A 24,657-nucleotide genomic window follows, 5' to 3' on the forward strand; every position below is an offset into this window, starting at 1 on the left:
AGGCAACATGAACAACTGGGTTGTGGCTTACGCCAAGGCAGTCGTCAAACTGCGCTGGATCATCGTTCTGGCATCGATTGCCGGGGTGATGTTCCTGGCAAGCGGCGGGCGTTTTATCGAATTCTCCAACGACTACCGCTATTTCTTCACCGAACAGAACCCCAACCTGCAAGCCTTCGAACGGCTGGAGCGCACCTATACGAGCCCGGACACGCTGCTCTGGGTCATGCGCCCCAACGAAGGCACGATGACGACGCCCGAGCGCCTTGCCATCATCAAGGAAATTACCGAGCGCGCCTGGCAGACGCCTTATTCGATCCGCGTCGACAGCCTGACGAACTATCAGCACACGACGGCTGAAAACGACGATCTGACCGTGCGCGATCTCGTGCCCGATCCTGAAGCGCTCGATAAAGAAGACGCCAATGAAGTCGGCGACATCGCCCTTGGCGAGCCTGTCATCGCCAAGCGCCTGATCTCGGAAGATGAAACGACAAGCGCCGTCGTCGCCACGCTGCGCATGCCGCGGGACGATCAGGTCGCCACGTCCAAGGTCATGGAATATGCGCGCACCCTTCTGGCCGACATGCGGGAAAAACATCCCGACATCCGCTTCGAGCTGACGGGCTCCGTCGCGCTGTCCAACTCCTTCTCGGAAGCGGCTCAGAACGATCTGAAAATCCTGACCCCGGCCATGTATATCGTGCTGGCGCTGACGGTCTTCCTGCTCACCCGTTCCTTCTCCGGCACGCTGGCGACCATTCTCGTCGTCACGCTCTCCGCCTTCGGGGCGATGGGCCTTGTCATGGGCTGGCTCGGCGTCAAGCTGACCCCGCCCTCCGCCGGCGCGCCGACAATCATTTTGACTATCGCGGTGGCCGATTCCATCCATGTGCTCGTAACGATGCTGGTGGAAATGCGCAAAGGCCGCACCAAGCATGAAGCCATCGTGGAAAGCCTGCGTGTCAACTGGGGCCCGGTCTTCCTGACCTCCGTGACCACCGCCATCGGCTTTGCTTCGCTGAATTTCTCCGATGCCCCGCCCTTCCGCGATCTCGGCAACACGGCAGCCGCCGGGGCGCTGATCGCCTGGGTGCTGTCCATCAGCTTCCTGCCCGCGCTTATCGCCATCCTGCCGGTCAACGCCAAAGGCGCCATCGTGCGGCAAAGCGAGTTCATGGAGCGTTTTGCGGAAACCGTGATCGGCAATTGGCGTAAGCTGCTCGTAATCATGACCATCGTCATCATCGCCTTTGCAACGCTCTTGCCGCGTTTCGTCTTCAACGACCGTTTCGTGACCTATTTCGACGACCGGATGGAATTCCGCGTCGCCTCGGACTGGGCCGCCGAGCACCTGACGGGCATCTACCAGATCAGCTATTCGCTTTCGGCGGGCGAACCGGGCGGCGTTTCCAATCCGGAATATGTCGCCAAGCTCGAAGAATTCGCCGACTGGTTCCGCCAGCAGCCCGAAGTCGTGCATGTCTCCACCTTCTCCGACGTGATGAAGCGCATCAACAAGAGCATGCATGGAGATAAGGAAAGCTATTACCGGGTGCCGGACGAGCGGGAAATGGCCGCCCAGTTCCTGCTGCTTTATGAAATGTCCCTGCCCTACGGGCTCGATCTCAACGACCAGATCAATGTGGACAAATCCGCCACCAAGCTGACGCTGACGCTGACCGACATTTCCACCGTGGAAATGCAGGACCTGATCAACCGGGCCGATACATGGCTGCGGGAGAACGCGCCGGAGCACATGTATTCTTACCCGGCAGGTCAGGCCGTGATGTTCGCCTTTATCGGGCGCAACAATTTCGACGCCATGACCAGCGGCACGGCCATCGCGCTCATTCTGATTTCCGGCTGTCTGATGCTTGCCCTGCGCAACCTGAAACTCGGCCTGATCAGTCTGATCCCGAACCTGACCCCGCCCATCGTCGCCTTCGGCATCCTGGCGCTCTTCACGGCGGAAGTCGGCTTCTGGTCCACCTTCGTCATCGCAACGGCGCTCGGGCTCATCGTGGATGCGACGGTGCACTTCCTGTCCAAGTACCGCCGCGCCCGTTTCGAGCACGGCAAGGACGCCGAAGACAGCGTGCGCTATGCCTTCTCCACGGTGGGCACCGCGCTTTGGGTCTCGACCTTCGTGCTGGTGATCGGCTTTGCGATCCTCGCGCTCTCGCCCTTCAAGGTGAATGCGATGCTGGGTCTCATGGTTGCGCTGACCGTCGCCTGCGCGCTCATTATCGACTTCCTGCTGCTGCCTTCTCTTCTGATCGCGCTCGACCGGCGCAAGAAGGCGGCCAATCCCAAGCTCGAGGCTGCGTCCTCGGCGCCGGCAGAATGAGGGAGGCAAAGATGCTGACAAACAGGTATAACCGTTTCGCATTTTTCGGGAACGGAAAACCGAACAAGGAGGATTTAATGACCATTCGGCAAGCCACCCATTGCCAGATCAAACAGGGCATCATGATCGCCGCCCTGATGCTGGCCCTGCCCGCCGGGATCAGCGCCGCCTTTGCCGCCGATGCGCCCGCGCTGCCCGAAGACCCGGTTGCCAAGGGTCTGGCGATCGCGGAGGAAACGGACCGGCGCAATCAGGGGTTCGGCGACACCCAAGCCTCCATGAAAATGATCCTGGAAAACGCCTATGGGGAAACCAGCGAGCGGGAGCTGCGCTCCATGACGCTGGAAAACGAAGAGGAAAATGAAGGCGACTGGACCTTGAACGTCTTCGACCGTCCGCGCGACGTGGACGGCACCGCGCTTCTGACCTATTCGAAAATTCTCGACCCGGACGATCAGTGGATGTATCTGCCGGCCGTGAAACGCGTCAAGCGCATCTCCTCGGTCAATAAGTCCGGCCCTTTCATGGGTTCCGAATTCGCGTTCGAGGATTTCTCTTCCCAGGAAGTGGGCAAATACAGCTACAAGTGGCTGCGCGACGAAGCCTGCCCGGACCCCGTGGCAGAGCGCACCTGCCATGTGACCGAGCGTTATCCGCTTTACGAGCATTCCGGCTATACGCGCCAGGTTGTGTGGACAGACACGCAGGATTATCAGCCGCGCAAGATCGAGTTCTACGACCGCAAAGACAAGCTGCTGAAAACGCTGACCCTGACGGAATACAAGCTCTATCAGGACAAATACTGGCGCGCCCACGACCTTTACATGGAAAACCATGTGACGGGTAAATCCACCCGCCTGACCTGGGAAGATTACGCCTTCAACACGGGCCTGACGGAAGACGATTTCAACACCAACGCGCTCAAACGCGCCCGTTAAGGCGTTAACGGAGTGTGAGGCCTGCCGTGATAGAAACGCGCGGCAGGCCGGCGCCCGCCGCATGTGAGCATCATGCGGGAAGAAAGCGCCGCAAGACCGCATCTGGTTCTCGGGGGATAGAATGGCAATCGGTACTGTCGCCAAAAAAACGGCCCGCGCTTCGCTCGCCGCCTTTTCACTTGCAGCCCTGCTTGCCAGTGCGGCTCACGCAGCCGATCTGGAAGTAACCGGTTACATCGAGCCTGAATTCCAGCTTTTCCCGCAAAGCCCGAGCGGCAACGAGCAGCGCCGCGTCAACGCCTCCGTCGCCGCCGAGGTGACGTTCGAGAGCTTCTGGGACAATTCCAATCAATGGGTCGTCGTCAAACCTTTCGCCCGCTGGGACCGGCGCGACGGCAACCGCACCCATGTCGATCTGCGCGAGGCGAAATATGCGCGCGTCGTGGACAATTGGGAATTCCGCGCCGGCATCGACAAAGTTTTTTGGGGTGTGACGGAAGCGGTGCATCTCGTCGACATCATCAACCAGACCGATCTCGTTGAAAGCATCGACGGGGAAGAGAAACTCGGCCAGCCCATGATCATGGTGTCCTCCTTCTGGGATTTCGGCACGGTGACGGGCTATCTTCTTCCCTATTTCCGCGAGCGCACCTTCCCGAGCCTGTCGGGCCGGCCCGCCTTCGACATTCCGGTCGATGAAACGCAGACCCGCTATGAAAGCGGCGCCAAGCGCCAGCATCTCGACTTTGCCCTGCGCTATTCCAACACATTCGACATCTGGGATGTGGGGGTGAGCTATTTCCGCGGCACGAACCGCACGCCTATCCTCCAGCCCGGCCTCAATGCCGGCGGTGAGCCCGTGCTCATTCCCTTCTATGCGCAGCTCGACCGGGTGAGCACGGATATTCAGGCCACCTCCGGCGCCTGGCTTTATAAGTTCGAAGGCTTCTGGCAGGAACAGCTGGACGAAGGCAACCTGCAGGCAACGGGCGGCATCGAATATACGCTCTACGGCATTTTCGACAGCCCCGCCGATCTCGGCCTTGTCGCCGAATATGTCTGGGATGACCGGGGCGCGAACCGGCAGAACAATTTTGCCAATGACGCCTTCCTTGCTTTCCGCTGGACGGCGAACGACGTCTCCTCCACCGCCATTCTGGCCGGCACGACCGTCGATCTCGACACCCAGGCACTCGGCTTTTCCATCGAAGCGGAACGGCGTTTCGGCGCGGACTACTTCGTCTCGCTGGAAGGGCGTTTCTTCGAGAATATTCCCCGCTCGGATCCCGGCTATTCTTTCGAGGACGACGATCTCATCCAGCTGCGCATCGCGCGGTATTTCTAAAAATACCCCGCCAAATACGGAGTGAGGCATGCGCGTCACTCCGTCATGAGTCCTTCAAGAAGCCGGGCCGCCGCCCGGCAGAAGATAAGGACTCATGGATCATGCATTCACTCACCGGCAAAACCATCATCATCACCGGCGCAAGCTCGGGCATCGGCGCGGCCGCGGCAAAGCGCTTCGCGCGCGCGGGCGCGCAGCTCGTCCTCTCCTCCCGCCGGGAAGAACCGCTTGCCGAACTGAGCCGCGCAATTGAAGCGGGCGGCGGCACAGCACGCTATTTGCCCGGCGACGTAAGCGATGAGACCTGCGCCGCAGAGCTCGTTGCTTTTGCATGCCTGGAATTCGGCGGACTGGACGGTGCCTTCAACAATGCCGGCACACTCGGCACGCTCGGCCCCGTCACCGATCTGGCGCTCACCGATTGGAACGAGGCACTTGGCGTCAATCTGACGGGCGCTTTCCTGGCCGCCAAACACCAGATCCCCGCTTTGCTGGAAAGCGCCAAGGATGGCGGTAACACGGGCGGCTCGCTGCTCTTTACCTCGTCCTTTGTGGGCAACACCGCAGGCATGCCGGGCACCGCCGCTTATGCCGCCGCCAAGGCGGGGATCGCCGGACTGACACGCTCGCTCGCCGCCGAATACGGACCGCAGGGCCTGCGCGTCAACGCCCTGCTGCCCGGCGGCACCGACACGCCCATGGCCCATGCAATGAACGATACGGAAGAGGCGATGAATTTCGTGAGGGGCCTGCACGGGCTCAAACGCATCGCGCGGCCCGAAGAAATCGCCGAGGCCGCGCTCTTCCTTCTTTCCCCCGCTTCAAGCTTCGTGACGGGAACGGCAATGCTGGCCGATGGCGGCGTTTCCATTCAGCGCACGTAAGCTGCGCCGGGAAATTTCGCGAACGCACGAAAGAGGCTGGACAAAACCTGGAAGCCGGGGAAATCTTTCCCCGGTTTTTTAGGGGATACCATCATGACACCGGTCTGGATCGACAAACTGCTCGGCGCACGCGCCGTTCACCTCATCGGGCGTATCGTGCTCACCTTCATGTTCTGGGGCAGCGGCCTCAGCATTCTTGCCGATTTTTCCGGCTTTGCCCGAGAGGCCGAGGCACTGGGCTTCAGCAATGGCGAGGCGGTTGCCGCCGCAACGGCGCTGACGCAGCTCACCGGCTCGGCGCTGATCATCTGGGGGCGCTATGTCTGGCTCGGGGCCGGCGCGCTTGGCATCTTTACCTTCCTGACCATTCCGCTCGTGCACCATTTCTGGGCCATGCCGGATGGGCCGCAGAAAATAATGAGCTTTCACACCGCCACGGAACATATCTCCATGATCGGCGCGCTCATTCTCGTCTCCGTACTGATGGCCGGGCGCGAGGGAGAACGCACGAAAGGTGCCTAAAGAAAAACCGGGAAGCGGCAACGCTTCCCGGCTTCTTTATCCTTATCGGCGCAAGTCTTACACCTAGCTGCCGGATTTCATCTGCGATTGCAGGTAATTCTGTTCGCCGACCTTCTCCAAGAGGCTGAGCTGAGTTTCCAGCCAGTCGATATGCTCTTCTTCGGAATCGATCAGATCCACAAAGAGTTCCCGAGACACATAATCGCGCACGGATTCGCAATAGGTCGCCGCGTCCTTATAGAGCGGATGGGCGCGCATCTCGCTTTTCAGGTCGCATTCCAGGATCTCTTTGACATTTTCGCCGATCATCAGCCGGTCGAGATCCTGAAGATTGGGCAAGCCCTCAAGGAAAAGAATCCTCTTTATCAGCTTGTCCGCATGTTTCATCTCGTCGATGGATTCTTCATAGACCTTGTCGCCAAGCTCATCGAGCCCCCAGTCATGCAGCATCCGGGCATGGAGGAAGTACTGATTGACGGCGGTCAGTTCCTGCTTGAGCGCAAGGTTGAGATATTCGATGACCTTCGCATCGCCTTTCATCGGGGCCTCCTGTCACTGCGATTCTGACAGGCACCCTAGCATGGGCAAGGCGGCGCTTCCCGGAAAAAGGTCAACAATAAGAATGAGTTGCAGAGATTCTTGGAGAGTCTCAATCCGCAGCCATGGGCATCAGCGAGGCGGCGGGGCGGGGCGTGCCTTCATCCAGCACTTCACGGGCAAAGCAGATGCATTTGCCGCAGCGCGGCCGGCAGCCAAGCGCGCGGTAGGCGGCGGAAACCGAGCCTCCCGCTTCCGGGGCGACCGATTTGACCTGGCGGACGGTCAAGGCATTGCAGCTGCATACATACATGGATCTCTCCTGACCCTTGCTCTTGCGAGCTAATCTCAAGACATATGTAGCGATAATGCGAATGATTGTCAAATGCTAGAATGTCGCAGGCAGCGGCAAAACCCTTCTGCCCGGCCCCGGTTAGTAAAGTTCGGTGCGGGTGTTTTCGTCCAGCGCCTCGTCCACGGCCTTGGCAGGCACATCGAGCTTCATCTGATCGCGGAAAATTTCCCCCGCCGTCGGGAAGGACGAGCGCTCGATCTGCGTTTCCGCCTTCCAAAGCTCGGAGCGGGCCACCGCCTTGGCGCAGTGCAGATAGGCTTCCTTCACTTCCACCAGCATGACCGAGCGGGGCGGCTTGCCGTTCATCTCAAAGCGCTGCATCAGCGCGGGCTCCACGGAAAGCTTGGCCATACCGTTGATGCGCAGCATCTCATTCACACCGGGCAGGAAGAAGAGCAGCCCGACCGCCGGGTTGTGCAAAAGATTGGTCAGCGAATCGAGCCGGTTATTTCCCGGCCGGTCGGGAATGGCGAGCGTCGTGTCATCGAGCACATGCACGAAGCCCGGCTCACCGCCGCGCGGGGAGACATCGCCGAGCCCATCGGCCCGCGAGGAGCCGAGACAGAAGAACGGCGAGAGCTCGATGAAGCGTTTGCAATGCGGATCAAGGCGGGAAAGCTCTTTGGCCACCGCGCCATGCGAAGGCTCGGCATAAACCTCGCGCAGCTTGCCTTCGTCCTGAATGAAATGATCCGTCCCAGCCTTCGCCATTACCGCCTCCCTTGAGAATTATTCTCAAGTCTTAAGCGAAAGCCCCCGCTGCCGCAAGTTTGGCAGCGGGAGCCAAAGCCGCTCGCCCGGCCGTTCCTGCCAACCAATCGCCCCAACACATTTGCTTGGCCCATCGGCCGGATAAACCAAAAGGGCGGCGGGAAAGGCAGGCGCGGGGTCAGGCAGCGGTCAACTTGCCAGAGCGAGCGGCGCATCGGCGCTCAAATGCCGCCCATGCGCGCCCACCGCCAGCCGGTTCCAGGCATTGATCATCACGATGGAGAAATTGATCGCCCGGATTTCCTCCGCGTTGAAGTGCTTTTCAAGCGCGCCGAACGCGCTGTCGAGCTCGCGGGTTTGCGGCAGATGGGTGAGCAGCTCCGCCCAATTCAACGCCGCGCGCTCGGCCGGTGTGAAATCCTCCACCTCCCGCCAGACGGCGAGATGGTCTAGCCGCTGCTGCGTTTCGCCGTCGCCGCGCGCTTCTTTCAAATGCATGGTCACGCAATAGGCGCAGCCATTGATCTGCGAGACGCGCAGCTTGATCAAATGCCGAAGCTTGGCATCGAGCGGCGAGGCCGCCAGCGCTTCTTCGGTTTTGACCATGCCTTGCACATAGTTCTGTTCACCCTTGTAAGGGTCATATCTCTGGGTCATGTCGAACGCCTCTCATCCTTGGTTGTACCAAACCTTCGAAAGCACTGACGGGCGGGAGGGGGCGGCTGTGACAGAATGCGCTAGTGCATATGTACGAATTGAGCGTCTGGATGCCCGCTTTCTAGTTTCAACAGGCATTCTGCGGCCGGGATGGGCCCCCAGCCTGTCTTTGCTTTTTTGCCGCCGCGCGCGCGAAAAGGTTTGAAACCTCGCCCGCGCTCCCCATTTCTTTTCAAAACGGGGAGTGAGATGCGCATAAGAAAAGCCGAAACGGCGGACAAGGCAGCGATCTGGAAAATTCTCGAACCGATGATCCGGGAGGGTGAAACCTTTCCCCTGCCCCGGAACATGACCGAATGGGAAGCGCTGGAATATTGGTTCGGCAAAGGCGCTTCGGTTTTCGTCGCCGAGGAAGAGGGCGATATTCTCGGCACCTATCATCTCACGCCCAATCAGCCGGGCGGCGGCAGCCATGTCGCCAATGGCGGGTATGTCACCGCCCCGCATGCGCGCGGGCGCGGCATTGCCCGGGCCATGTGCCTGCACTCTTTCGACATGGCCAGAACGCTCGGCTACAGGGCCATGCAATATAATCTCGTGGTGAGCACGAATAAGGCCGCGGTCCATCTCTGGCAGGATTGCGGCATGGAATTGATCGGCCGCCTGCCCGGCGCTTTCCATCACCCGCAAGAGGGCGACGTGGACGCATTCGTCATGTACCGCACGCTCTAAATGAAAAAGGGAGCCGACGCTCCCTTCCCCTTACTGTAATCTTGCAGCACTCAGGCGGCGCGTTGCAGATCCGCCTTCTTCACCTTCGGCCACATGTAAAGCGGCAGCTTGAGGCGGCGTTCATAAGCGATCGTGCGCCAGGTGAATTTGCAAATGAACTCCTTATGCCGCGCGCCGGCCTTGCCGGTTTTGATCTTGCTATTCGCCCGGTCGAACTTATCGACATATTGAATGATGCCGTCTTTCCGCCCCAGGCTGATGCAGCGGAAAAGATAGGCCGCATTATGAGGTTTGGGCGAGCGCCCCTTGATGAGCCGGGCGGCATTTTCCGCCGCCTGAATGCCCATCGGCATCGCCATGGCGCAGGAAGCCCGGTAAGGCCCGCCGTCCATGCCAGCCACGGCGCAGGCATCGCCCGCCGCTAGAATTTCAGGATGCCCAAGCGCCTGCAGTTCCGCATTGGTGCGCACACGCCCTGCCTCATCGACGGCAAGGCCGCTGCGCCGGGCAATATCCGGCACGGCAAAGCCCGCGCACCAAAGCAGCGTGTCGAACCCGTGCCGCGCGCCATTGCCGAGCACCAGCTCCTTGCCCTCCACCGCGCTCACGCGCGCGCCTTCATGCAGCTCGATGCCGAGCCGGCCGAAGGTCCCCAGCACATAATCGCGCCCCGGCGCGGAAAAACCGGGATCGAGCATCGGCGTCAGAAGAGAGACCCTGGCGCCCTTCACCCGTTCGGCGAATTCCGCCGCCGCCTCGATGGCGGTGAGCCCGCCGCCGACGATCGCGATACGGCCAGGGTTCGATTTCAGTTTCTCGCGCAGCCGCTCGGCAGAAGGCAGATCCGCCAGACTGTCGGCGGCCCCTTCCAGCCCCGGCACCTGATCGTGGGGGATGTAACTGCCGAGCGCATAAATCAGATAATCGTATGAAAGCCGCTCCGGCGCACCTTCGCCCGAAAGAACGAGCTCGCGCGCATCGGCGCGGATTTCCTCCGCCCGCGCCTGCACGAAAGAGATGCCGGACTTCGCAAGAAACGGCGCGTAGTAATGCTGCTTGAGCCTGTCGCCCGCCGCTACCTGATGCAGGCGGATACGCTCGACGAAATGCGGTTTCTCATCGATCAATGTCAGCTTGATAGGCAATTTCTTTTGCGCGAGGCGCACCGCCGCCATCAACCCGGCATAGCCGCCGCCCAAAATCACAACATGCTTCTCGCTCATCACCGTCTCCTGATCCCCGTTCCGCAAAACGCGCGTTGGCCGGCAGGCGCATTGCCCGCTCCGGCCTTCAAGACGATGCGGCGGATAAGTTTGTGACAGGAGAGTTGGAAGAAGCGCAAAAGACGCCGCGCCTCACGCAATGGTGATGGCAAAGAAAATGCGCAGATGGAGGGGGAAAATGGTGGGCGTGACTGGGATTGAACCAGTGACCCCTACGATGTCAACGTAGTGCTCTCCCGCTGAGCTACACGCCCACTTGGTCCGGCGGCGGGATGGACCTCGAAAGGTCCGGGCCGGAGCGCAGGATATATCGAGATTGGAGGGCTCTGGCAAGTCTTCCCGCAAGCAGAAGCGGCGCAAAAATGCGCTTTTTCAGGTAAAAGCCCGGCAAAACCGGAAGGAAGACGGCAAGCGGCCTTTAGGCGGCGGCCTTAAGCGGCGGCCATCAGCCGGTCGACCTCATTGACGAGATCGCGCAGATGGAAGGGCTTGGAGAGCACCTTGGCGTCTTTCGGCGTTTCCCGCTCGCCCGAAAGGGCGACGGCGGCAAAGCCGGTGATGAACATGATCTTCATCGTGGGGTCGAGCTCGGCGGCGCGGCGCGCAAGCTCGATGCCGTCCATTTCCGGCATCACGATATCGGTCAGCAGCAGATCGAAAATATCGTTCTGCAGCTTGTGGTAGGCGTGATCGCCCTGTCCGTAAGAGACGACTTCATGACCGGCTTTCTCCAGCGCTTTGGCGAGAAAGCGGCGCATCGATTCATCGTCTTCTGCCAAAAGGATACGTGCCATGAGCTTGCCTGTTTGCTGCGGAGCGGGCGCGGAGCATTTGCCCGGCGCCGATTCGCCCCCTTCACCGTCTGCACTCCTTATAGATTTCCAAGAGTAAACGCCGCGTGAAGAGTCGCAAAGGCGTTGTTTTGACTTTTCGCAGCCCCATTTCTCACAAAGCGTCCCTGTGGGCGTCCCTGTGGGCGCCCCTGAGGGCACCACAGAAGGCTCGCCCTTGGCGCGAGCTATGCTAAGCTTTTCAGGCAGAGGCCCGGAAAAAGGCGCAGAACCGGGCATATCGGAGCGCGATGCGGGTGGATATGGATTTCGACGATCTGCCAGACAACAGACCGCCGGAAAGGCAGATGAGCGAGCCGGGGCCCGCCGTGCATCACACCGCTGGGGACCCGGCGGCGTTTGCCCCGCCCTTTGGCGTTTTGCGCCCGCCGCGCCCGCTCATGCCCTTCGTTTTTTCCTCGCCCCATAGCGGGCGGGTCTATCCGCCCGAATTCATCGCCGCCTCCAAGCTCGACCCGCTGACGCTGCGCCGCTCGGAGGACAGTTTCGTCGAGGAGATTTTCCAGGGCGCCGCCTCGCTCGGCGCGCCGCTCCTGCATGCGCATTTTCCCCGCGCCTATCTCGATGTGAACCGGGAGCCTTACGAGCTCGATCCGGCGATGTTCGCCGATCCCCTGCCCCCGCATGTCAATTCCCGCTCGCTCAGGGTGGCAGGCGGGCTCGGCACCGTGGCGCGCATCGTCACCGAGCAGGCGGAAATCTACCGCCAGCCGCTCACCTTCGCCGAAGTCGACCGGCGCATCCGCCTTCTCTACATGCCTTTCCACGATACGCTGCGGGAGCTTTTGCAGGATGCCTATAGCCATTTCGGCTGCGCCGTTTTGGTGGATTGCCATTCCATGCCCTCCGTCGGCGGGCCGATGGACGGGGACCAGGGCACGAACCGGCCCGATATCGTGCTGGGGGACCGCTATGGCACCTCTTGCGCCCCGGAACTGACGGATACGGCGGAGGCGATTCTCACCCGCCTCGGCTATTCGGTGATGCGCAACAATCCTTATGCCGGCGGCTTCAATACCGAGCATTACGGGCGCCCGGCCCGCGGCCTCCATGCGCTGCAGATCGAGATCAACCGCTCGCTCTATATGGATGAAGCGCGCCTGCGCCGCTTGCGGGGCCTGAAACGGCTGCGCAGCGACATGACCACCTTCATGCGCGAGCTGGGCGCCGCCTCGGCCGATTTCCTGCTCGGGGCGCGCGGAGAAGCCGCTTCCTGACCTCAAGCCGCTCTTATCGTTTCCCGATTTGGCCTTCGGGCAAAAAAGGGGCCATGCCGTAACCGGCATGGCCCAAGTCTAGGGAGGAAACGCCCAGGAAGGGCTACGGGGCAGAGGAGCTAGGCTCAACCCTGCCGCGCTAAAATCATATTGCACCGCACTGCACAAATTTCAAGATTTTTTTGTGCACTGCGCATAAATTTTTAAAACCCGCGAATTTCCGCCGAATTCTAACAAAATTGTGACAGAGCCCGTGTTTTGCACTGCACAATTATCCGCCGGCGCCGGAACCCCTTTCCCGCAATAAGACATTTTCCGGGCCAGCCCCTTAGCCGATAAGGGCCGGTTAACCGCATTCTGCCAGACTTCTTTTCATAAAGAGGCCCATCGGGGCCGAAATCCACCGCCCCGCTCCGAGCGGGCCTTGGGGGAAAAGGCGGAAGGCCGGATGAAGAGAGCACTTGTCACATCGCTGCTATGCATGGCCATCGCCGGCTTCGCGCAATCGGCGCGAGCCGATGCCGGCGCGCTTTTGCAAAAGCTCGACAGCGACTGGTCGCAGTGCCGCTACGCCGCCCAGCAGATGGAGCGCATGAGCGGTATTCCCAAGGGCCTGCTCACCTCCATCTCCATGGTGGAAACCGGCCGCCGCGCGCCCGGCGGCAAAGTGGAGCCCTGGCCCTGGACCATCAATGTGGAAGGGCGCGGTTATTATTATACCAGCAAGGCCGAAGCCATCCGCGCCGTGCGCCGGCTCATGGCCGCAGGCTCGCGCAGCATCGATGTGGGCTGCATGCAGGTCAATCTGCGCTTCCACCCGCGCGCCTTCACCAGCCTGGAAGAAGCCTTCGACCCGGACGCGAATGTCGCTTACGCGGCCTCGTTCCTTAGCGAGCTGAAATCGCGCTCGGGCTCCTGGGATACGGCCGCGGGGCATTATCATTCCTATTCGCCGCATCTGAACCGGAAATACAGCGCCCGCATCCAGAAAGTCTGGGCAAGCGAGAAAACCCGCGCGCCGCTGGAAGATCCGCGTTTCGACACGCTGCGCCAATCCATCCCCGGCATTGCATCCAGCAAAAAGGGCCCGGCCACCGCCTCAAGCGAGCCGGACAGGCCCCGCCGCGAGTTGAACATCATCTTGCGCGCATCGCTGGCGCATGAACCGGAAAGCGGCGGCGGAAATACGCAAAACACCGTGACCGTCGCCATGCGGCCGGCACCGCGCGTCCTCGGCACCGCCACATCCGTTTTGTCCCGCGCAGAAGAGCGGCCCGCGCCGCAAGTGATCTATCCGGCGAACGCCCGCGTGGCGATGCGCTAGACACGCATTCCGGCTCCGGACCGTCATTGAAAACTTAAAGGGCTAAGGCATTGTGCCAGGCGCCCAATTCCTTGATGCTGGGAAAACCGCTAAAGTTCAGCGGCAGCATATCGGCACGGAGTAAAGCGGCATGGAACGGCTTCTGAGCTGGATGAATGCTCCGTTGATTGTGGAAACGCTCAATGTAATGGCAGGACTTTTCGTCCTTGCCGTGGGCTTTGGCGTCTTTTCCATCATCGTCCTTTACATTATCGACCGCACGCAAACGAAACACGCCATCCGCCGCAACTATCCGGTGATCGGGCGGGTCCGGTATCTCTTCGAAAATCTGGGCGAATATTTCCGGCAATATTTCTTTGCCATGGACCGCGAGGAAATGCCCTTCAACCGGGCGCAGCGCGCCTGGGTTTACCGGGCGGCAAAGGCGGTGGACACGACCGTCGCCTTCGGCTCGACGCGCGACTTGCGTCCGGCGGGCACGATTTCCTTCGTCAATACCGCTTTCCCCACACTCGATGCCGATGCCGCCAGCCCCTCGCCCATGGTGATCGGCCCTTATTGCCGAAATCCATTCGAGGCCAAATCGTTCTTCAATATTTCCGGCTTGAGCTACGGGGCGATTTCCAAACCGGCCGTTCAGGCCCTCTCGCGCGGCGCGGCAAGGGCCGGGTGCTGGCTCAACACAGGCGAAGGCGCGCTGTCCTCTTTCCACCTGGAAGGGGGCGGCGACATTGTCTTTCAGATCGGCACCGCCAAATACGGCGTGCGCGAGCGCGACGGCAAGATGAGCGATCAGAAGCTGAAGGATATCGCCGCTCATGAAAATGTGCGCATGTTTGAGGTAAAGCTCTCGCAAGGGGCGAAACCGGGTAAAGGCGGCATCTTGCCCGGCCCGAAAGTTTCCGCCGAAATTGCCGCCATTCGCGGCATTGCCGAAGGTCAGGATTCGATCAGCCCCAACAGGCATCCGGAAATCGACGATCTCGACGATCTTCTGGACATGCTCTCCCATATCCGCGCGGTGACGGGCAAGCCGGTGGGCTTCAAACTGGTTCTGGGAGACGGTGCCTGGCTCGACACGCTGTTCACCGCCATTGCCGAACGCCCCATCGAGGAAGCGCCGGATTTCATCACCCTCGACAGCGCCGATGGCGGCACGGGGGCGGCCCCGCAGCCGCTGATCGACTATATGGGTATGCCGATCTGGGAAAGCCTGCCGCTGCTCGTCGATGCACGCAATGCCCATGGCTTTGAAGACCGCATACGCATCATCGCATCGGGCAAACTGATCAACCCGGGCGATGTCGCCTGGGCGCTGTGCGTGGGCGCGGATTTTGTCAATTGCGCGCGCGGCTTCATGTTCGCGCTGGGCTGCATTCAGGCGCTTCAATGCAACAAGAACACCTGCCCGACAGGGGTCACGACCCATGACAAGCGGCTGCAGAGCGGCCTTTCCGTGCCCGACAAATCCACCCGCGTCTACCGCTATCACGACAGGGTCGTGAACGAAGTGTGCATGATTGCCCATTCCTGCGGGCTTCCCGAACCGCGCCTCTTGCGCCGCCGTCATGCCCGCATCACCACGGCAAGCGGCATTTCGCTGCCCCTCAGCGAATATTACGAGCGCTGGAAGAAGGGCGAGGAACCCGCGCTCGATGCAAGACCCAGCACGAAATTGCGTGTGCATTGATGCCCGTTGCGGCGCGTTTGGCCCGCGATTGCCGCCCCGCCTTCCGCTCGGGCGCAAAAGCGCATTATGATGGGCCCATGCTGAAACAGCCCAAAGCCATTCTCTTCGATCTCGACGACACGCTCATTTCCGCTTACGCGGACCCGGGCCCCGTCTGGCAGGCACTGCTGGCCGACCATGCCGAAGCGCTGGCCCCGCACGATCCCGGCGAGCTTACCCGCCATGTCGGCGCTTATGCCGCCGAGTTCTGGTCGGACCCGGCCCGCCATAAGACCTGGCGCTTGAAGCTCTACGAGGCCCGGCGCGAAATCATCCGCGGCGCGTTTGAGAAGATGAATATTCTGGATCAGGACCCGCGGCTGACCGCGATCGCCCATGACATTGCCGACCGCTATTCGGCCCGGCGCGATGAAGCCATGGCGCTTTTCCCGGAAAGCCACGCGCTGCTCGATCATTTGAAGGGCAAAGGCATCAAGCTTGCGCTCATCACCAATGGGGAAGGCGCGATGCAGCGCGCCAAGGTGGAACGCTTCGAGCTGACCCACCGGTTCGATCACATTCAGATCGAAGGGGAAGTCGGTTTCGGCAAACCGGAAGAAGAAGCCTATTGGCACGCCATGGACACGCTGGAAACCGCACCGGAAGAAACCTGGATGGTGGGCGACAATTACGAATGGGAAGTCGTAGCGCCCGCAGCTCTCGGCCTGACCACCATTTGGCATAACAGCCACAAGGCCGCGCCGCCCGAGGGCAAGCCCGCGCCCCACCACACGCTGGATGATTTGAGCGGTTTCTGGCCGCTTCTGGAAAAGACCGGCCTTGCCTGACAGCGTGAGCTAGCGAGAAGCAGCCGGCATGACGAGCCGCAAAAAGCGCGTGCCTTGCGTGACCGTGCGCGGCAAATGCCCGCGCTCGTCCCCATCCACCTCGAGGGGCGTTCCTTCCGGCCCCAGAAAATCGATATGGCGCGCGCGGCGCACGGTCACGGATTTGAGCGCGCCGACACGGCCAAGCCCGAGCGCCAGCAAATAGCCCGCAAAAGCCAGCCGCCCCGGTTTGCGGAACAAAAAGACATCGAGCCCAGGCCAGGTGATATCGGCATCCGGCGCGAGCACGAATTTGCCGGCATAATGGCGCGCATTGGTGACGACCGCCCAGGCCGCTTTTTCGCGCCGCCCATCCACCACCAGATCGAGCGGGGCGCCCGGCCCCCGCAGCCATTCGCATAGCCCCGCCCAGACAAAGGCGCCCTTGCCGAAGCGCCGTTTAAGACGCGGATCGATGCCATGGACGATGCGCCCGTCGAACCCGGCGCCGGCCATGAGAAGAAAAAGATCGCCATCAATATCCCCGGTGCCAATCAGCTGCGCCTCCCCGAAAAGCAGCATGTCCGCCACGGCGCGCGCCTTGATCTTGAGGCCGATTTCGATGGCCAGCACATTGGCGGTGCCGAGCGGAATGATGCCCATGGGCGTGCCGAAGCCAAGAAGCCCGCGCGCCACTTCGTTGATCGTGCCGTCCCCGCCCGCCGCCACCACGACATCGGCAGCCCCGCTCGAGGCGGCCCTATAGGCAAGCACGGTGGCATGGCCCGGACCGTTCGTTTCTTCCACCGTCACGGCCGCGCCGTCCTTTTTTAAAAGCGCCGTCACATATTCGAAAAGCCCGCCATGGCGCGAGCCGGCGGCAGGATTAACCACGATATGGATGGACTTTCGCCGCGACATGCTCCGTATCCGGATTGAAAGCTACACAAATGTCTTACGCATTCGACACAAAATGGTCATGCCCGAATCGGACCATAGGCATATCGAATCGGGCAGCGCCTGGCGCAGGACCCGGTCATCATATCGACTGGATATATGACGCGGCTATGACACTTCTCGACACGGCTTCCTGGGGCGCGGCATTGAAGTTCCGCCGGACATCCGGCGCAGACAAAAGACCCGCGCCGAAAACGAAAACCGTTTCCCCGCGTATCGGGCGCTCCCGCCGCCCATCGGACCCTGCCGGAAAATTGCCGGTGCCCGCAAGCCCGCCCGGCCTCCCCGCCCCTGTGGCAGACCCTGTGGCGGAACCTGCGCCGAAAAAGAAAGCCCGCGCTGCCCGCACCCGCGTGGGACGCGGCGCCATCCACGAAAAACTCTATAACAGCCCGCGCCCGAAAAAGACGAAGAAGCACCGCACGCTTTTTCTCTCCGATATTCACCTCGGCACGCCGGGCTGCAAGGCGGACCTGCTTTACGATTTCCTGCGCAATAATGACGCTGAAACGATTTTCCTGGTCGGGGACATTATCGACGGCTGGCGGATCAAACGCTCCTGGTACTGGAACGAAAGCCACAATGCCGTGGTGCAGGAGTTGCTGAGGAAAGCGCGCAAAGGCACCAAAGTCGTTTATGTGCCCGGCAATCACGATGAAGCGCTGCGCGATTATACGGGCCTGAATTTCGGCGGCGTGGACATGGTGGGCGAGGCGCTGCATGAAACCGCGGACGGGCGCACTTTCCTGATCATTCACGGCGATCAGTTCGACAGCGTAGTGCGCTATGCAACCTGGCTCGCGCATCTGGGCGATAGAGCTTATACGGTGGCCCTCGCACTCAATACCTGGCTGCATGATGTGCGCCGCCTCTTCGGCCTGCCTTACTGGTCGCTCTCGGCGTATCTCAAGCACAAAGTGAAAAACGCGGTCGAATATATCTCCCGCTTTGAAACGGCCGTGGCCCGCGCCGCGCGCGAGCGCGGCGTTGACGGGGTCATTTGCGGACACATTCACTTTGCCGAAATCCGCGAGATCGACGGCGTGCTTTACTGCAATGACGGGGACTGGGTGGAAAGCTGCACCGCCATGTCGGAAGACGAGACGGGCCGGCTCAGCATCATCCGCTGGCATCACTTTTCCTGGGAAATGCAGCCGGAACTGATCGAGCCGGAAACCCGCAGCGCCCCGCCTGTCCTCGATGCCGCCTGACACTCCTCCAAAAACGGAACATCCCATGGCCTCTCCCGCGCCGCGCCCCGCCAGCCCGAAAGCGGCCCCGAGCCAAAATGCGGCCCCGAGCCAAAATGCGGCCCCGAGAATGGGCGATCAGGCAGGCCGCGCCCTTCACATCGTCATCGTCACCGATGCCGCCCCGCCGCAGGTGAACGGCGTCGTGCGCACCCTGCGCCAGACGAGCGAGGAACTGGGCAAGCTCGGTCACAGGGTCGACACCATCACGCCGGAAGATTTCCGCACCGTGCCGCTGCCCAGCTACAAGGAAATCCGCATCGCGCTGCGCCCCTATCCGCGCATCGCCCGCCTCCTCGACCGGGAAAAGCCCGATGCCATCCACATCGCGACCGAAGGCCCGCTCGGCCATGCCGCCCGGCGTTATTGCCTGTCGCGCGGCGTGCCTTTCACCACCTCCTTCCACACGCGCTTTCCCGAATATCTGCACGCGCGCACCCGCTTTCCCCAAAGTTGGTCTTACGCTTATGTGCGCCGCTTCCACGCGCCCTCAAGCTCCGTCATGGTGGCAACGCCCACCCTGCGCCAGGAACTGGCAGAGCGCGGCTTCACGAATTTGAAGCTGTGGTCGCGCGGCGTCGACACGGAGCTTTTCCGCCCCCGCCCCGAGCTGAGAGAGGGGCAGGATGAACAAAGGCGCCCGCTCTGGCTCTATGTCGGACGCGTGGCGGTGGAAAAGAACATCGATGCCTTTCTGGAAACGGACCTGCCCGGCACCAAAATGGTGGTGGGCGACGGGCCGCGGCTCGAGCATTTGAAAAAGAAATTCCGGGACGTCGAATTTACCGGCGCGCTTTTCGGCGACAAGCTGGCCGAGGCTTTCGCCCGTGCCGATTGTTTCGTCTTTCCCTCGAGGACCGACACATTCGGCCTTGTCCTTGTCGAAGCGCTGGCGAGCGGCACGCCCGTTGCCGCCTATCCGGTGCAAGGCCCCATCGACATTATCACCGACCCGGCAACGGGCTGCCTCGATGAGGATTTGCGCACCGCCTGCCTCACCGCCCTTGAAAAAGGCAGCCGCGAGGCCTGCCGCGCCCACGCGCTTTCTTATTCCTGGGAAGCCTGCACAAGGCAGTTTCTCTCCAATCTGGTGCTGATCGACCGGGAGCGCGAAGCAGGTTCCGGCATGCTTGAAAGCGCAGCGGCACAGGCAAAGGCCCCCGTCCCCGCCTGAAAGCCTTCTCTCACCGTCCCGCGCGCCTATCTATTTGAGACGCACTATCAGGAACGTGATCGCATTTGCCGGCACGGCTGATAGACTTGCGCCGTCACGCCATAACCGGGAGAGAGGAAACATGAACAGCTATCTGGCACGTATTGCGCTCACCGCAAGCCTTGGCGCGGGCCTTGCCTTCGCCGCGCCCGCCATGGCCGCCACCTACAAAATCGATTCCAGCCATGTGCATACCGCCTTCGAGGTGAACCATCTGGGCTTTTCCACCACGATGGGCCAATTCGACGATGTGACGGGTACGATCGAATTCGATGAGGAAAACCCGCAGGCAAGCTCCGTGGAAGTCACCATTCAGACGGCCAGCGTCGATACCGGCCATGCAGAGCGTGACGAGCATCTGCGCAAGGCCGATTTCTTCGATGTGGAAAATCACCCCACCATGACCTTCAAATCGACCGCCATCGAGGTGACGGGTGAGGACACGGCGAAAATCACCGGCGATCTGACCCTTTTGGGCGTCACCAAGCCCGTGGTGCTCGATGCCAAGCTGAACAAGAAGGGCGAGCACCCCTTCGATGCCTCGCGCTATGTGGCCGGTTTTGCCGCCACGACGACCATCGACCGGACCGCTTTCGGCATGGATTATGCGGCGCCCGCCATCGGCAAGGAAATTAAGATTTCCATCGCAGCCGAGGCAATCCGCCAATAATTCAGGCCCCGGCTTCCCGGCCTCGCACCCGGCCCCGGCCCCTCAAAGCCCTGAGACAAATGGGCACTTGAGGCGGCAGGCCCCGGGGGATATAACGCCCGCAGCTTTCGCCCTCGCAAGATACTCTTGCGGGGGCATATTCATTCGTATGATTGGCCCGCTCTCATGACTTTGCGCAATATCGCCATTATCGCTCACGTCGACCATGGCAAGACCACTCTCGTTGACCAGCTTCTGAAGCAGGGCGGCGTGTTCCGCGAAAACCAGCATGTCGCCGACCGGGTGATGGATTCCAACGATCTGGAACGCGAGCGCGGGATCACCATTCTGGCAAAATGCACCTCCGTTGCCTGGGCCGATAACGGCGAGACGACACGCATCAACATCATCGACACGCCGGGCCACGCCGATTTCGGCGGCGAAGTGGAACGCATCTTGTCCATGGTGGACGGTGTGATCCTTCTCGTGGACGCTGCCGAAGGCCCGATGCCGCAGACGAAATTCGTGACCTCCAAAGCGCTCGCCCTCGGGCTGAAGCCGCTTGTCGTCGTCAACAAGGTCGACCGGCCGGACGCGCGTATCCATGAAGTCCATGACGAAGTTTTCGACCTCTTCGCCGCGCTCGATGCCAATGAAGAACAGCTCGACTTCCCCACCCTCTTTGCCTCGGGCAAGGAAGGCTGGGCCTGCGAGGATCTCGACGCCGCCGATGCGCGCGAACATGGCATGACGCCGCTGTTCCGGCGCATCATCGAACATATCGACCCGCCGGAAAACGCCACCGAAGAAGAAGCGGCAAAGCCCTTCCGCATGCTGGTGACCACGATCGAAAGCGATCCTTATCTCGGCCGCATCCTGACGGGCCGCATCGAAACCGGCACGGCAAAACCCAACATGGCCGTCCATGCGCTGCGCCCGGGCAAAGGCACGGTGGAAACCGGCCGCATCACCCGCGTTCTTTCCTTCCGGGGCCTCACCCGCGAGCCGGTGGAAGAAGGCAAGGCCGGCGATATCGTCGCCATTTCGGGCCTTGAAACCGCAACCGTGGCCGACACGATCACGCTGCCGGAAATCACTAAACCGCTCGACGCGCTGCCCATCGACCCGCCGACCCTGGCCGTGACCTTCGGCATCAACACCTCCCCGCTTGCCGGGCGTGAAGGCGACAAGGTGCAGTCCCGCGTCATCCGCACACGGCTGATGCGCGAGGCGGAAGGCAATGTGGCGATCCGTATCCGCGATACGGAAGAAAAAGATGCGTTCGAAGTGGCCGGGCGCGGCGAATTACAGCTTGGCGTGCTCATCGAAACCATGCGCCGGGAAGGTTTCGAGCTTTCGATCTCCCGCCCGCGCGTGCTTTTCAAGGAAGGGCCGAACGGCGAGAAGCTGGAGCCCATCGAGGAAGCCATCGTCGATGTGGACGATGAATATACCGGCGTCGTCATCGAAAAGCTCTCGCTGCGCAAGGCGGAAATGACCGACATGCGCCCCACGGGCGGCGGCAAGACGCGCATCACCTTCGATGCGCCCTCGCGCGGGCTGATCGGTTATCACGGCGAGTTTCTGACCGACACGCGCGGCACGGGCGTCATGAACCGCGTCTTCAAGGCCTATGGCCCCTACAAGGGCGAGATCGAAGGCCGGCGCAACGGCGTGCTGATTTCCAACTCCGACGGCGATGCGGTTGCCTATGCGCTCTGGAACCTGGAAGAGCGCGGCGTGCTCTTCATCGGCACGGGCGTGCCGGTTTACCGGGGCATGATCATCGGCGAAAATTCGCGGCCCGACGATCTCGACGTCAATCCGCTCAAATCCAAGCAGCTCACCAACGTGCGCGCCTCGGGCAAGGACGATGCGATCCGCCTGACCCCGCCGCGCCCCATCGCGCTGGAACAGGCGATTGCCTATATCGACGATGACGAGCTGGTGGAGGTCACCCCCCACTCGATCCGCCTGCGCAAACGCGCCCTCGATCCGGTGGAGCGCAAGCGCCGCGCCAAAGCCTCTTAAAAGTCCCGCCCCCTCACCCAACCCTCTCCCCTAAGGGGAGAGGGCTATGACCGGCGATCCTTCGCCCCCTTGGGGGAGAGCGAAGGCGCACGGCTTGCCCTCACCTCTCCTTTCCCGTAATTCTTCCCCCTCACCTGCGGAGAGAGCCTATGTTCAAAGCACCGCCATCACAGCTGAGCGATCTTGAGGCAGACGAGCTTTCCCGCTTTGCGCTGACCCTTGCGCAGGCTGCAGCCGGCGTCACCCTGCCGCATTTCCGAAATGGCACGAAGATCGACAACAAGCTGGCGGACGGCGCTTTCGATCCCGTGACCGCCGCCGACCGCGACGCGGAAACGGTTATCCGCCGGGCCGTGAAAGACGCCTATCCCGATCACGGCATTTTCGGCGAGGAGCACGGCAAGGAAGAGGGGACAAGCCCGCTCACCTGGGTGATCGATCCTATCGACGGCACCCGCTCGTTCATTTCGGGCGTTCCCCTTTGGGGGACCTTGATCGCGCTGAATGACGGGACCTATCCGCGCGTCGGGCTGATGAGCCAGCCCTATCTCGATGAAATTTACCTCGGCACCGGCAGCGCGGCCCGGCTGATCCGCCACGGACGTGAAAGTGTCTTGAGAACCCGCCCCTGCGACGGGTTGGAACACGCCATCTTGGGCGCAACGGACCCGGCGATCTTTTTCGGCGCGGGCGAGCATGATGCGTTCGAAGCGCTTTCGGCGAAGGCGCGCCTGCGCCGGTTCGGCGGGGATTGCTATTTCTACTGTCTGCTTGCCGCAGGCCAGATCGACCTTGTGGTGGAAGCCGCCCTCAATCCTTACGACATTCAGGCGCTTATCCCCGTTATCGAGGGGGCGGGCGGCATCATCACCACCTGGGCCGGCGGAGACCCGCAGGAAGGCGGGCAGATCGTGGCGGCCGGCGACAAGCGCACCCATGAACAGGCGCTTTCCATTCTCGCCAAGGCCGCCCGCTAAGCGCCTTGAAGCGCCTCTTCGGTGAGCTGGTCGAACGCCTCCCAGAAGCGGGCGCGGACCGCGTCCTTTTCCATCAGGATTTCATGGCGGGCGCCCGCAATCTCGAGAAAGCGGCAATCGGGAAGCAGGTCCGCCGCGCGCTTCACTGCCGCGTTGTCCACCAGCACATCCTCGCCCGCCACCGCAATGAGAACGGGAATGGAAATGCCGCCCAGATATGCCGGCCTCGTTACTTCCTTGCAGGAGGCGAGCGCGGCCTTGAACCAGCCATAGCTCGGCGACCCCAGCTTCAAATCCGGCTCCGCCTCCAAAATTCCCATCGTGCGCAGGAAACGCCGCTCGTCATGGGTGACGATATTTTCCGCGAAGGTCGCCCCTTCCATCATGTCCGGCCCGCCGCCCGGCACATAGGATTCCGCCTTACCGAAGGCGACGGCGGCATGGGCCGCCAGCGCCGCGGCCATCCCCATCAGCGCATTGGGGAAGCGGATGCCCAGCATCGGCGCGGAAAAAGCGGCACAGGTCAAAAGGCCGGGCTCGCGCCCCAAAAGCCGCATCAAAAGATTGCCTCCCATGGAATGCCCCAGGCCGATCAACGGCCAAGGCAGGGAGGGTTTGACGATCTGTTCCAGAAAAACGCCAAGATCCCGGTCGAAAGCGGCAAAATCGTCGATATGCCCGCAATGCTGATCGCCGAGCGCGCGGTGGGAAAGCCCCTGGCCCCGCCAGTCGAGGCTGGCCACGGCAAAACCGCGCTGGATGAGCTCGCCGATCACCTCGAAATATTTCTCGATGAATTCCGTTCGGCCATTCAGGAGCAATACCGTGCCCCGGCAATTTTCGATGCCCGCCTTTTCCGGGCGCCAGATCATGGTGCGCATAGGCGCGCGCGCGCCAACGGTCAGCCAGATGACTTCACCGCCCGGCGGCATGGGGTTGGCGTCCGTTTCCACCGGCGCGGCGCGCAGATCGCTCATGCGCGCCGTCCGTGATAACGGGCCACAACCGGCCCGAGCCGGAGCGGAACGATGGGATCGCCGGAAATTTTCAGCTTGCCCTGCCGGAAGGCCTGGGTCTGATCGAGCTCCATATTGAGCATTCTCCAATGATCGTCCGGCGAGAGCACGACCGTGCAATCCGCCGCCTCGTTGCGGGTATGTACTTTAGGCGGGGCAGAGGTCCCGTCAATGAAGACGCAGCCATCCGCCCCGTAATCGAACTTCAGCCGCGCGCCGATAGTCCCGCCTTCCGCCGCAAAGGCCGCTTCCAGAAAGCCGAGAATCTGCGCCACGCGCTCCTTGCCGCTTACCTCGTCGTCCATCATTGCTCCTGCCTTTTCTCCTTGCCCATCTGACCACCTTCCCCGCGCCCTCTCAAGCCTCGCGGGCGGGCATTTACACGAGTGTGACCCCCTTGCCATTTCCGCTCCCTGCCCAAT

The 24,657-nt window shown here is 61.6% G+C and carries 24 protein-coding genes and 1 tRNA gene; 15 read left to right on the plus strand and 10 right to left on the minus strand.

What is annotated here, in order from left to right:
• The first annotated feature begins 7 nt into the window (after window positions 1-7).
• The 5 genes from M2A_RS10920 (at window position 8) to M2A_RS10940 (ending at window position 6,039) form a co-directional block, all read left to right on the plus strand.
• Window positions 8-2,350 (plus strand): efflux RND transporter permease subunit, encoded by a 2,343-nt coding sequence (locus M2A_RS10920; RefSeq protein ID WP_045447164.1) that lies wholly within the window; start codon window positions 8-10, stop codon window positions 2,348-2,350.
• 77 nt (window positions 2,351-2,427) lie between these two features.
• Entirely contained in the window at window positions 2,428-3,288 is an 861-nt protein-coding gene (locus M2A_RS10925; RefSeq protein ID WP_244444432.1) for an outer membrane lipoprotein-sorting protein, read from the plus strand.
• Window positions 3,289-3,409: 121 nt separating this feature from the next.
• Window positions 3,410-4,633: a hypothetical protein gene (locus M2A_RS10930; RefSeq protein ID WP_052379407.1), complete on the plus strand. Its 1,224-nt coding sequence runs from the start codon at window positions 3,410-3,412 to the stop codon at window positions 4,631-4,633.
• Between the two features lie 101 nt (window positions 4,634-4,734).
• Window positions 4,735-5,517, plus strand: a complete 783-nt coding sequence (locus M2A_RS10935; protein WP_045447166.1) for an SDR family oxidoreductase — start codon at window positions 4,735-4,737, stop codon at window positions 5,515-5,517.
• 93 nt (window positions 5,518-5,610) lie between these two features.
• Window positions 5,611-6,039, plus strand: coding sequence for a DoxX family protein (locus M2A_RS10940; protein ID WP_045447169.1), 429 nt, complete (start codon window positions 5,611-5,613; stop codon window positions 6,037-6,039).
• 63 nt (window positions 6,040-6,102) lie between these two features.
• Here the strand turns inward: M2A_RS10940 and bfr are convergent, their stop codons facing one another.
• The 4 genes from bfr to M2A_RS10960 all read right to left on the minus strand — a co-directional run bounded on the left by bfr (window position 6,103) and on the right by M2A_RS10960 (window position 8,299).
• Window positions 6,103-6,579, minus strand: coding sequence for a bacterioferritin (bfr, locus tag M2A_RS10945; RefSeq protein WP_045447172.1), 477 nt, complete (start codon window positions 6,577-6,579; stop codon window positions 6,103-6,105).
• A 109-nt stretch (window positions 6,580-6,688) separates the two neighbouring features.
• Complete coding sequence (locus M2A_RS10950) at window positions 6,689-6,889, minus strand: (2Fe-2S)-binding protein (RefSeq protein ID WP_045447175.1); 201 nt, start codon at window positions 6,887-6,889, stop codon at window positions 6,689-6,691.
• Between the two features lie 120 nt (window positions 6,890-7,009).
• The gene (locus tag M2A_RS10955) at window positions 7,010-7,642 is read right to left on the minus strand and encodes a pyridoxamine 5'-phosphate oxidase family protein (RefSeq protein WP_045447177.1); all 633 of its coding nucleotides are present in this window, start codon (window positions 7,640-7,642) and stop codon (window positions 7,010-7,012) included.
• A 189-nt stretch (window positions 7,643-7,831) separates the two neighbouring features.
• On the minus strand, window positions 7,832-8,299 hold the full coding sequence (locus tag M2A_RS10960) for a carboxymuconolactone decarboxylase family protein (protein WP_045447181.1): 468 nt from the start codon (window positions 8,297-8,299) through the stop codon (window positions 7,832-7,834).
• Between the two features lie 249 nt (window positions 8,300-8,548).
• Between M2A_RS10960 and M2A_RS10965 the strand changes: the two genes are divergently transcribed.
• Entirely contained in the window at window positions 8,549-9,031 is a 483-nt protein-coding gene (locus M2A_RS10965; protein WP_045447184.1) for a GNAT family N-acetyltransferase, read from the plus strand.
• Window positions 9,032-9,081: 50 nt separating this feature from the next.
• On the opposite strand, the gene M2A_RS10970 is transcribed toward M2A_RS10965, so the two are convergent.
• The 3 genes from M2A_RS10970 to cpdR all read right to left on the minus strand — a co-directional run bounded on the left by M2A_RS10970 (window position 9,082) and on the right by cpdR (window position 11,048).
• Window positions 9,082-10,254, minus strand: coding sequence for an NAD(P)/FAD-dependent oxidoreductase (locus tag M2A_RS10970; RefSeq protein WP_045447187.1), 1,173 nt, complete (start codon window positions 10,252-10,254; stop codon window positions 9,082-9,084).
• 179 nt (window positions 10,255-10,433) lie between these two features.
• Window positions 10,434-10,508: transfer RNA gene (locus tag M2A_RS10975), tRNA-Val, on the minus strand.
• Between the two features lie 177 nt (window positions 10,509-10,685).
• Window positions 10,686-11,048, minus strand: coding sequence for a cell cycle two-component system response regulator CpdR (cpdR, locus tag M2A_RS10980; RefSeq protein WP_045447189.1), 363 nt, complete (start codon window positions 11,046-11,048; stop codon window positions 10,686-10,688).
• 437 nt (window positions 11,049-11,485) lie between these two features.
• Between cpdR and M2A_RS10985 the strand changes: the two genes are divergently transcribed.
• The 4 genes from M2A_RS10985 to M2A_RS11000 all read left to right on the plus strand — a co-directional run bounded on the left by M2A_RS10985 (window position 11,486) and on the right by M2A_RS11000 (window position 16,163).
• On the plus strand, window positions 11,486-12,322 hold the full coding sequence (locus M2A_RS10985) for an N-formylglutamate amidohydrolase (RefSeq protein WP_244444438.1): 837 nt from the start codon (window positions 11,486-11,488) through the stop codon (window positions 12,320-12,322).
• Between the two features lie 448 nt (window positions 12,323-12,770).
• Window positions 12,771-13,646, plus strand: a complete 876-nt coding sequence (locus tag M2A_RS17425) for a lytic transglycosylase domain-containing protein (RefSeq protein WP_147446309.1) — start codon at window positions 12,771-12,773, stop codon at window positions 13,644-13,646.
• Between the two features lie 130 nt (window positions 13,647-13,776).
• The gene (locus M2A_RS10995; RefSeq protein WP_197052912.1) at window positions 13,777-15,336 is read left to right on the plus strand and encodes an FMN-binding glutamate synthase family protein; all 1,560 of its coding nucleotides are present in this window, start codon (window positions 13,777-13,779) and stop codon (window positions 15,334-15,336) included.
• Between the two features lie 77 nt (window positions 15,337-15,413).
• Window positions 15,414-16,163 carry an HAD family hydrolase gene (locus M2A_RS11000; RefSeq protein ID WP_081875579.1) on the plus strand — a complete coding sequence of 250 codons (750 nt, stop codon included), beginning with the start codon at window positions 15,414-15,416 and terminating at the stop codon, window positions 16,161-16,163.
• Between the two features lie 9 nt (window positions 16,164-16,172).
• On the opposite strand, the gene M2A_RS11005 is transcribed toward M2A_RS11000, so the two are convergent.
• Entirely contained in the window at window positions 16,173-17,063 is an 891-nt protein-coding gene (locus M2A_RS11005) for a diacylglycerol/lipid kinase family protein (RefSeq protein ID WP_045447192.1), read from the minus strand.
• A gap of 404 nt (window positions 17,064-17,467) precedes the next feature.
• On the opposite strand from M2A_RS11005, the gene M2A_RS11010 reads away from it, so the two are divergent.
• The 5 genes from M2A_RS11010 (at window position 17,468) to hisN (ending at window position 23,219) form a co-directional block, all read left to right on the plus strand.
• On the plus strand, window positions 17,468-18,310 hold the full coding sequence (locus tag M2A_RS11010; RefSeq protein WP_156101741.1) for a UDP-2,3-diacylglucosamine diphosphatase: 843 nt from the start codon (window positions 17,468-17,470) through the stop codon (window positions 18,308-18,310).
• A 109-nt stretch (window positions 18,311-18,419) separates the two neighbouring features.
• A complete protein-coding gene (locus tag M2A_RS11015) occupies window positions 18,420-19,523 on the plus strand; it encodes a glycosyltransferase family 4 protein (protein WP_045447195.1) in 1,104 nt (367 codons plus the stop codon).
• Between the two features lie 121 nt (window positions 19,524-19,644).
• A complete protein-coding gene (locus M2A_RS11020; protein ID WP_045447198.1) occupies window positions 19,645-20,232 on the plus strand; it encodes a YceI family protein in 588 nt (195 codons plus the stop codon).
• A gap of 165 nt (window positions 20,233-20,397) precedes the next feature.
• Entirely contained in the window at window positions 20,398-22,242 is a 1,845-nt protein-coding gene (gene typA, locus M2A_RS11025; protein WP_045447200.1) for a translational GTPase TypA, read from the plus strand.
• Window positions 22,243-22,391: 149 nt separating this feature from the next.
• Window positions 22,392-23,219, plus strand: a complete 828-nt coding sequence (gene hisN / locus M2A_RS11030; protein WP_045447203.1) for a histidinol-phosphatase — start codon at window positions 22,392-22,394, stop codon at window positions 23,217-23,219.
• On the opposite strand, the gene M2A_RS11035 is transcribed toward hisN, so the two are convergent.
• Both M2A_RS11035 and M2A_RS11040 read right to left on the minus strand, forming a co-directional pair.
• Window positions 23,216-24,196 (minus strand): alpha/beta fold hydrolase, encoded by a 981-nt coding sequence (locus tag M2A_RS11035; RefSeq protein WP_052379409.1) that lies wholly within the window; start codon window positions 24,194-24,196, stop codon window positions 23,216-23,218. The two genes, hisN and M2A_RS11035, sit on opposite strands and share 4 nt — an antisense overlap.
• Entirely contained in the window at window positions 24,193-24,543 is a 351-nt protein-coding gene (locus tag M2A_RS11040) for an SCP2 sterol-binding domain-containing protein (protein WP_244444433.1), read from the minus strand. Before M2A_RS11040 ends, M2A_RS11035 begins: the two co-directional genes overlap by 4 nt.
• Window positions 24,544-24,657: the final 114 nt, after the last annotated feature.

The sequence above is a fragment of the Tepidicaulis marinus genome (genome assembly GCF_000739695.1).
GTDB classification, from domain to species: Bacteria; Pseudomonadota; Alphaproteobacteria; order Parvibaculales; family Parvibaculaceae; genus Tepidicaulis; species Tepidicaulis marinus.